Consider the following 8,910-nt stretch of genomic DNA (forward strand, 5'->3'; position numbering starts at 1 on the left):
CCAACGGCCGCGATAAATTAAGTCGTTCCATTCTGGAATAACATTATTTACCGGACACCCAGCAACTGCCGGTGCAAATTCTGACTTTGCTGATTGGCAAAACGGCACACCACAATCCATACACCGCGAAGCTTGTTGCTCGACAGCGGCTTGGGGGATTTCTTCATATACTTCTAACCAGTCAATTAAGCGCTCACCGGCGTTACGCTCAGTTGGCAAGGCACGCCCTACGTTGATAAACCCAGTTGGATTTCCCATAATTATTTCTCCTTGGCAGCTTAAGCGCTAGCTATGTTATTTAAGTGGATATCGAAAGCTTCAACAGCAATATCGTACTCAGAGTCAAATTTACCGCTCTTACGTACATCATCCATGTAACCTTGCATGCGTTTGTAATCAATCGGCATGACTTTAACGAAGCGCTTAACGCTGTTACCCCAATCTTGTAATAATTCGCTGGCAACCTCTGAGCCGGTGGCGGCTAAATGTTCGCTAATGAGTGCTTTTAATGCTTGATTTTCTGCATCGCTATCAACCGTTTCTAATGCCACCATTTCCATATTGCACTTAGCTGCAAAGTCATTATTTACATCGAGCACATAGGCAATACCGCCCGACATTCCCGCTGCAAAGTTACGTCCGGTGGTGCCTAAAATAACCACTTTACCGCCGGTCATGTATTCACACCCGTGATCGCCGACTCCTTCAACCACGGCCGTTGCGCCCGAGTTACGCACACAAAACCGTTCCCCCGCAATACCGCGAATAAACGCCGAGCCAGAGGTGGCACCAAAAAAGGCAACATTACCAATCAAAATATTTTCACTGGCAACAAACTTTGCTTGTTTGCTGGGGTACACCACTAAGTTTGCCCCCGACAGCCCTTTACCAAAGTAATCGTTGGCATCGCCTTCCAGCTCAAAGCGCAAACCTTTAGTCGCAAAGCAGCCAAAGCTTTGCCCGGCTGAGCCGTTAAATTTAACCTTAATGGTATTTTCAGGGAGGCCGTCAGCATGATATTTTTTAGAAATTTCGTGAGAGATCATCGCCCCGATGGTTCTGTCGGTGTTGATCACATCGTATTCAAGCGCCACACTGTGCCCCGACTGCAGAGCCCCTTGAGCATCGTTGATCATTTTGCGGTCGATAATGTCGTCAATTAAGTGTTTTTGCTGAATCGATTGATACAGAGTTTCGTTTTCAGCGCACTCTACTTTGTGTAGTAGCGGCGTTAGGTCAACCCCTTGATACTTCCAATGCGCAACGTCTTTACGCTGCGACAGGCACTGAGTTTGCCCCACCATTTCGTTAATGCTACGAAAGCCCAGCTCAGCCATAATTTCGCGTAACCCTTCTGCCATCATAGTGAAAAAGTTAACTAAAATATCGGCACGACCGGTAAATTTGTCGCGCAGGCCTTTGTCTTGCGTGGCAATGCCCACCGGGCAGGTATTTAAATGACACTTACGCATCATAATACAGCCCTCAACCACTAACGCGGTGGTGGCCATGCCATATTCTTCTGCGCCAAGTAACGTTGCAATGGCTAAATCGCGCGGCGTTTTCAGCTGCCCATCGGTTTGTACCGTAATACGACTACGTAACTTATTGCGCACCAGCGTTTGATGCGTTTCGGCTAAACCCAGCTCCCACGGTAAACCGGTATGCTTAATTGAACTCAGTGGTGACGCACCAGTACCGCCATCGTGACCGGCAATCAGCACCACATCGGCGTACGCTTTGGCGACCCCCGATGCCACCGTACCTACCCCGGCTTCAGACACCAATTTAACGTTAACCCGCGCGTCGCGATTAGCGTTTTTCAGGTCAAAAATAAGCTGCGATAAATCTTCAATAGAGTAAATATCATGATGCGGCGGTGGCGAAATTAACCCCACACCTGGCGTAGAACCACGGGTTTTACCAATCCAAGCATCCACTTTATCGCCCGGTAACTGTCCACCTTCACCGGGTTTAGCGCCCTGCGCCATTTTAATTTGTAGCTCGTCGGCATTGGCTAAATAATGACTGGTGACACCAAAGCGCCCCGAAGCCACTTGCTTGATCCGCGAGTTCATCGAATCGCCATTAGCAAGCGGTGTAAAACGAATGGGATCTTCGCCGCCTTCGCCACTGTTACTTTTGCCGCCAATGCGGTTCATGGCAATCGCTAAGGTGGTATGCGCTTCCCACGAAATAGAACCAAACGACATGGCCCCTGAGGCAAAACGCTTAAAAATATTAGCAACCGGCTCAACTTCACTTAGGTCAATAGCCGGTCTATCGCTGTGCAATTCAAGTAAGCCACGTAAGGTAAACGCGTCTTTACTCTGATCGTCCACCGTTTTCGCATATTGTTTAAACTGCGCAACATTATTGCTTGCTGTAGAGTGCTGCAGTAAACGAATGACCGTAGGGTTAAATAAATGCCGCTCACCATCATTGCGCCACGCGTATTCGCCACCGCTTGGCAGCAGTTTATCAATCGCAATGCGGTTGGCTTCTGGAAAGCCTTCGCGGTGGCGTAATAGCGCTTCTTGGGCAATTTGATCTAAGCTTAACCCGCCAATACGGCTCACAGTCCCGGTAAAGTATTGCTCTATTACCTCTGAGCTAATGCCAATTGCTTCAAAAATTTGCGCGCCTAAATACGATTGCAGCGTTGAAATGCCCATTTTAGAAAAGGTTTTCAGCAGCCCACTGCCGACGGCTTTGGTGTATTTTTCAGTAATTTGCTGATTGGTTAAGTTTTTATTTAATACACCTTCATCGCGCAAACCATACATGCTCTCTAACGCTAAGTACGGATTTACCGCGGCAGCGCCATAGCCTATTACTGTGGCAAAATGATGGGTTTCGCGAATATCGCCAGACTCCAAAATAATATCGGCGTGAGAGCGTAACTTTTCGCGAATTAAATAATGGTGCACCGCGGCGGTGGCAAGCAGTGACGGAATAGCCACGTGATCGCTGTCGACGCCACGATCACTTAAAATAAGGATTTCATAATCGTCTTCGACGGCGTTTTTAGCATACAAGCAAATGCGATCAAGGGCTTTTTTCAACGCGCCCGGTCCGCCATGGGCGTTAAAGGTAATATCAATCGTTTTCGCTTGTAGGTGGTTATTATCTATGTATTGTAATTTACGTAACTGCTCATTAGTAAGCACCGGTTGTTCAATTTCAACCTTATGACAATGCCCGGCGGTTTCTGCCAATAAATTTAATGAGCGACCAATATAGCCACGCAACGACATCACCAGCTCTTCACGGATCGGATCAATCGGCGGGTTGGTTACTTGCGCAAATAATTGCTTAAAATAATGTGAGAGCTGCTGTGGTCGATGTGACAATACCGCCAATGGCGTATCGGTGCCCATCGCCCCTAGCGGCTCTTTGGCTGTTTCAACCATACCCGCCAAGATTAAATTGAGATCTTCGCTGCTGTAACCAAATGCTTTTTGTATTTTACGTAGCCCTGCCAGCGGCGGTTGCGCCATTGAGGCAGTGGGAATAGGGAGTTGTTCAAGCGTTACCTTGTTTTCGGCCAACCAACGTGCATACGGCTGCGCCGAGCTGACCTGTTGTTTTACTTCGTCATCACTAATAATGCGCCCTTGCTGTAAATCGGCAATAAATATTTTACCCGGCTGTAAGCGCCCTTTTTCAACCACAGTAGCTTGATCAACACATAAAGTGCCGGTTTCTGAGCCCATCACTAAGGTACCATCTTCGGTTAACAAGTAACGCGACGGACGCAGGCCGTTACGATCTAAGGTGGCGCCAATAATATTACCGTCGGTAAACGATAACGAGGCTGGGCCATCCCACGGCTCCATAATACAGGCATAATACTCGTAAAATGCGCGTTTTGTGGCATCCATATCGGTTTGGGTTTGCCATGCTTCGGGCACCATCATCATCATAACTTGCGCCAATGAGCGCCCACTCAGCACTAATAACTCAATCGCCATATCTAAATTTGCAGAATCGGAGTTATCGTTATTACACACCGGATTAAGCATGTTTAGTTCAGCATCGCTAAAATTAACCGAGCTAAATAGCGCTTCACGGGCATTCATCCAGTTAATGTTACCGCGTACCGTGTTAATTTCACCGTTATGGGCAATGTAGCGAAACGGTTGTGCACGGCGCCAAGCCGGAAATGTATTGGTCGAAAAGCGCGAGTGAAACATTGCCATGCCCGAGATTGTCCGTGGGTCTTGCAAATCAAGATAATATTGACGCACTTGCTCGGTGGTAAACTGACCTTTATAAACAATTTTACTGGATGACATTGAGGTCACATAAAACTCGTCACGTTCGGTAAACTTTAAGCCGTTGATTTTATGTGAGGTGTATTTACGCAGCACAAATAATTTGCGCTCAAACTCTTGCGCTGTCAGTGCTGCTGGCTTGGCAATAAACACCTGCTCAATTTGCGGCTCGGTTTCAAGTGCCGCCGCGCCTAACATCGAGTTATCTCCCGGAACAGCTCGATAGCCAAGTAGCGATAGCCCCAATTCACTGATGTTGTGGTTTAAGATTTCTCTACACGCGTCACTTTGCCTGTTATCGCGTGGAAAAAAAATCATCCCTACACCGTAGTTACCCGCACTGGGTAGGGTAAAGCCTAGTTTGGCGGTTTCGTCACGCAAAAGCGCATCAGGAATTTGAATAAGAATACCAGCACCATCACCACTTTTAACGTCAAACCCGGTTCCGCCGCGATGTTCCATGCAGCTCAGCATGGTAAGTGCATCATCAATAATAGCGTGAGACTTTTTACCCTTAAGGTTAGCGACAAAACCAATGCCACAGCTGTCGTGTTCAAATTCAGCGCGATAAAGGCCTGCGGATTTTTTGCTCATATCATTCATTACGTATTCCTATTTCATCAGCCTATTGCTATCAGCTAAATTATGCTTGCTCATTAAGTCATATATTTTTATATACTCAAGATCTGTACTACTGGCAGAAAAGTGTTGATGTTTTAGGTAGTTAGCTGTTACAACACGCGACTTTACGCCCAGATAGTGTGACTTTCATTAGTGTAAATAATTAATTAAAGGGGTTAAAAATTAACTGCAAAACTGTTTCGAGTCAACCTTATAGTGAATATACATTCAGTTTATATGAATATATATAACCATAAATTAATATAAACAGTGCTTTTTATTTACACTTATAGATCTATACCTGATGTTTAACAGGCGCGCATAGTTGATTTGGATGAGGTACGGCTTTTTAGTGAACAGCATAAAAAGTGCGTTTTTAGCGCTGAAAATGTTACCCAGTGCACACTAGACTCATGATAATGAATACAAAACCAGCATTCACTTAGCTCAAAAATACACGGCTATTTAGCCGAAAACGTATTTAACGCTTGAGCAACAAATGTGCTCTATAATAAATTTTTATTTAATAACGGCATTATTAAACGCAACTCTGCTGCTGCTAACCCCTGTTAGTCATAATTTTGCAATAATAATAGCTGATAATATGAGCATATTTCGTCATCAACAGCTGTTAGAAGAGTACATGAGCAAACCTTTAGTGCAATTAAGCTTTGCACTCACCTCACTTGAACACACTATGTTCGAGTCTACAGGCCATAACATGGCATGTGGCACGCTAATACAAGAGGCTAATAGCCAGCATCAAATTACGCTGCAATGCGTTTTACCTGAAGCGGCTCATGAAGGTGACATTGTTTCGCTTAGCGCAACTCAGCCATATGCGCGCAAAGCTCAGTATTACACGCAAACCACGCTTGATTTGCATGATTTAGCACGCGGACAAGTCAATCTAACGTTAGATAAAATAGCGCATAACCATAATTTTGTGATGCAAATAACTTTGCACGGTAAACACCGTGTTTTAAAGAATAACCTGCAATTTGACATGTACATTCGCCAGTTCGCGCAAGGCTATACAGCCCCCACCACTGAGCCCCCTGCTCCTCGCCAGCGAGTTTGGCAATATTTTGCTAATATGGGAGCCGCTTTACTCTCGCTGTTTTAAGCAGCACTATTTAACTGTTTAATCGGCAAAACTCACTTTGCCAAGTGTGATGCCTGCAATACCTTGGGTTTGGTTATCTAACAGGCGTTGCTCACCGGCTAAGCATTCGTTAGCTAAAATAGCAAATAGCACCGCTTCTTTGGCATCGGGGTTCACTCCCAGTGCCTGGGTATTATGAAAGTCTTTAATTGTTGGGCACAGCGCCACCAGATGCTGCATTAACAACAAGTTATGCACGCCGCCACCACTGGCATACACCACGCAGTCGGGCGCATTTTTTGCGCAATTATTTAACGCGTTGGCGATAACTTGTGCGGTAAAGCGGTTTAACGTCGCCAATACGTCTTGATGTGATAAGTGCTCGGTATTAGAGGCATGTTGAGCTGCGGCTAAATAGGCTAAATTAAACACCTCAGGGCCGGTGGTTTTGGGCATTTTTAACGCAAAAAACGGGTTGTCGCATAAAGCGGTCAGTAACCGCGTATTAACCGTGCCCGCTTTAGCAATCGTCGCGTTTTCATCATAATGCATATTGGTAAAGTGGCGCTGCACATAGGCATCCATAATGGTATTGCCGGGGCCAATATCTGAACTAAATACCGCATCGGCAGCACCGCTTTTTGGTAAAAACGTGAGGTTAGCTATGCCGCCCATATTTAGTAAAATACGGTTTTCGTTGCGGCTAGAAAAAAACAAATAATCGCCATATACCGCTAATGGTGCCCCCTCGCCACCTGCGGCGATGTGTTTTTGCCTAAAGTCACCAATCGTGGTGATCCCTGTGGTCACCGCGATTTGATCGCTGTCGCCAATTTGTAATGTGCCATGGTTAAAATCGCTATGGTTATGCTGCGATTGTGGACAGTGGTAAATTGTTTGCCCGTGGCTGGCTATCACATCAATATCGGCGGGGTTTACCTGCCATTGTGCTAAGCATTGCTGCACTATTTCGCCGTGGTACTTGCCAACCCACGGATGGAGTAGTGTTAAATGCTCTAAATCACATTCACGTTTGGCAAATACCTGCTTTATTTTACCTTTATAATCAGCGTTGTAGTTTACTGTGGTAAAGTTTAACAGTTCTATTTGCGTGTTTAAGCCTGCTCCCGTTATTTTACACAGCGCCACATCAAGGCCATCTAATGACGTGCCACTCATTAGTCCTATAATTAAACGGCTTGGTTTTAAAGCACTGTTGTAAAGCGCTGCAATATGAGGGTGCATGGTTACTCCGCGACAATCTATCTAACAAGGTATGAGTTTATAGTAGAGCAGTTGCGAGTAAAATTATAGCGCTAGCCTTTTATATCGTAACAAACCGGCATGCCATTAGAATAAATACTCTACGCTTGGGGTTGAATTATTCCCTCTACGCCCTAAGCTCTGATCATTATCACCGCGTGTCTGCGCATTTTTGTTTGGCTATCAGCAACGTTACTCGGCTAACCATTCAGCCACCGCAGTGTACTTATTCATTATTGGAGATTTTTATGTCTACAACCAGCCGCCAACTTACCCTTGCCTCACGCCCTCACGGTGCCCCCAGCGAGGAAAATTTTGTATTAAACACCGTACAGCTGCCAGCATTAAAAGACGGCGAAGTATTACTGCGCACTATATATTTGTCACTTGATCCTTACATGCGGGGTCGAATGAGCGATGCTAAGTCGTATGCCGACCCAGTTAAGATTGGTGAGGTAATGGTAGGCGCCACCGTGTGCCAAGTCGAAGCGTCTAAAAACGATAAATTTAGCCAAGGCGAATGGGTACTTGCATACACCGGCTGGCAAGATTACGCCATTAGTAACGGCGAAGGCTTAATGCAATTAGGCAAAGCACCTGCTAACCCGTCATACGCGCTAGGCATTATGGGCATGCCAGGGTTTACTGCTTACATGGGGCTGCTTGATATTGGCGCACCCAAAGCCGGTGAAACCGTGGTGGTTGCCGCAGCAACCGGCCCGGTGGGCGCTACCGTTGGCCAAATTGCAAAAATTAAAGGCTGTAACGTAGTAGGGATCGCCGGTGGCGCAGAAAAATGTGCCCATGCGGTTGAAAAACTTGGCTTTGATGCCTGTATCGATCATAAAGCCGCTGACTTTGCCCAGCAGTTAGCAACAGCCTGCGATAGCGGCATAGACGTATATTACGAAAATGTGGGCGGAAAAGTATTTGACGCCGTATTACCGTTACTGAATACCTCGGCACGGGTGCCAGTATGCGGTTTAGTGTCGCAATATAATGCCACTAGCCTGCCGCAAGGCCCAGATCGTCTCGGCCTATTAATGGGGCAAATACTTACTAAACGCATAAAAATGCAAGGCTTTATAATTTTTGACGATTACGGTCATCGTTATGATGAATTTGCCCAAGCCATGCAGCAATGGCTGCAAGAAGGCAAAATTCAATACCGTGAGCACATGGTAGAAGGCCTTGAAAATACCCTCACTGCCTTTAACGATATGATCGCCGGTAACAACTTCGGTAAAACCGTGGTTAAAGTTAATAGCCCACTTTAAATGTAACGCGTTGCGAGCCTCGCTTGCAGCGCCACAAGGATTACTATGATCAAACTACATCACTTAAATAAATCACGCTCAAAACGCATAATTTGGTTACTAGAAGAGCTCAATGTTGACTACGAAATTGTGGCTTATCAACGCAACAAAGAGACTTTTTTAGCCCCCGACGAACTAAAGCAAGTGCATCCATTGGGTAAATCACCGGTGATTGAAGACGACGGCCTGATTGTGGCTGAGTCGGGCGCGATCACCGATTACCTTATTACTAAATACGGCAACGGCAAGTTTGCACCACCAGTGGGTACCGCTGAGTATGTAGACTACCAACAATGGCTGCACTTTGCTGAAAGCTCGGCCATTTTAC

At 46.0% G+C, this 8,910-nt stretch carries 5 protein-coding genes and 1 pseudogene; 3 read left to right on the top strand and 3 right to left on the bottom strand.

Annotated elements, in window-relative coordinates; genetic code table 11:
• Together gltD and gltB are read right to left on the bottom strand one after the other, a co-directional pair.
• Positions 1-258: pseudogene (gltD, locus tag ABYB02_RS11625) on the bottom strand (glutamate synthase); the annotation flags it as partial.
• Between the two features lie 20 nt (positions 259-278).
• Positions 279-4,880: a glutamate synthase large subunit gene (gene gltB / locus ABYB02_RS11630; protein WP_372762613.1), complete on the bottom strand. Its 4,602-nt coding sequence runs from the start codon at positions 4,878-4,880 to the stop codon at positions 279-281.
• 622 nt (positions 4,881-5,502) lie between these two features.
• Between gltB and ABYB02_RS11635 the strand changes: the two genes are divergently transcribed.
• On the top strand, positions 5,503-6,024 hold the full coding sequence (locus tag ABYB02_RS11635; RefSeq protein ID WP_372762614.1) for a hypothetical protein: 522 nt from the start codon (positions 5,503-5,505) through the stop codon (positions 6,022-6,024).
• Between the two features lie 18 nt (positions 6,025-6,042).
• Here ABYB02_RS11635 and ABYB02_RS11640 read toward each other — a convergent pair whose 3' ends face one another.
• Positions 6,043-7,248, bottom strand: a complete 1,206-nt coding sequence (locus ABYB02_RS11640) for an anhydro-N-acetylmuramic acid kinase (protein WP_372762615.1) — start codon at positions 7,246-7,248, stop codon at positions 6,043-6,045.
• 266 nt (positions 7,249-7,514) lie between these two features.
• Between ABYB02_RS11640 and ABYB02_RS11645 the strand changes: the two genes are divergently transcribed.
• Positions 7,515-8,543 (top strand): NADP-dependent oxidoreductase, encoded by a 1,029-nt coding sequence (locus ABYB02_RS11645; protein WP_372762616.1) that lies wholly within the window; start codon positions 7,515-7,517, stop codon positions 8,541-8,543.
• Positions 8,544-8,588: 45 nt separating this feature from the next.
• On the top strand, positions 8,589-8,910 hold a 322-nt coding region (locus ABYB02_RS11650; RefSeq protein WP_372762617.1), incomplete at its 3' end, for a glutathione S-transferase.

It is taken from the genome of Pseudoalteromonas sp. (genome assembly GCF_041613455.1).
GTDB lineage: Bacteria > Pseudomonadota > Gammaproteobacteria > Enterobacterales > Alteromonadaceae > Pseudoalteromonas.